The organism is Amycolatopsis sp. lyj-109, assembly GCF_046548995.1.
Classification (GTDB): Bacteria; Actinomycetota; Actinomycetes; order Mycobacteriales; family Pseudonocardiaceae; genus Amycolatopsis.
Map to the genome: position 1 here is coordinate 1 of NZ_JAJPWR010000066.1, position 832 is coordinate 832.

Below are 832 nucleotides of genomic sequence, written 5' to 3' on the forward strand. Positions count from 1 at the left end.
GGGTCTGCCCAGGGTCTGGTTGACACCTCACGTGTGAGGCTGCCGCCTCGCCTGGAAGGATGTCACCGTGCCCAAGCCCTACCCCCGAGAGTTCCGTGACGACGTCGTGGCCGTGGCCCGCCGCGGCGAGACCCCGCTGAAGCAGGTCGCCAAGGATTTCGGGATCTCCGAGTCCTGCCTGGCCAACTGGCTGCGCTCCGCCGATGTCGAGGACGGCGCACGACCCGGCGTGACCCGCGAGGAGTCCGCCGAGCTGCGGGAACTGCGTAAACGCAACCGGCTGCTGGAGCAGGAGAACGAGGTCCTGCGCAAAGCCGCCGCCTACCTCGCGCAGGGCAACCTGCCGGGAAAATAGTCTTCCTGCTCGTCCGTGAACTGGCCGCGGCCGGCGCCCCTGTGCGGGTGCCAGTCGCGGTGACGTGCAGGGTGCTGCGGATCTCCCGGCAGGCCTACTACCAATGGTGCGCCGCCCCGGTCTCCCAGCGGGACTACGACGACGCGCACCTGATCAACGCCGCGCTCGAGATCCACGCCGACGACCCGGCCGACGGATACCGGTTCATCGCCGACGAGCTCGCCCGGCGCGGGTTCACCGCTTCAGAGAACCGGGTGTGGAGAATCTGCTCCATGCAGCAAATCTTCTCGCTGCACGCCAAGAAGAAAGGCCGTACCCACAAAGCCGGCCCGCCAGTGCACGACGACCTCGTGCGCCGCGACTTCACCGCCACGGCGCCGAACACCAAGTGGCTGACCGACATCACCGAGCACCCGACCGGTGAGGGCAAGCTGTATCTGTGTGCGGTCAAGGACTGCTACTCCAACAAGATCGTCG

General features: G+C 67.3%; 1 pseudogene. It reads left to right on the top strand.

Annotation, left to right across the window (positions count from 1 at the left end):
* Positions 1-67 precede the first annotated feature (67 nt).
* Positions 68-832 (top strand): annotated as a pseudogene (locus tag ACLJQF_RS48835) (IS3 family transposase); the annotation flags it as partial.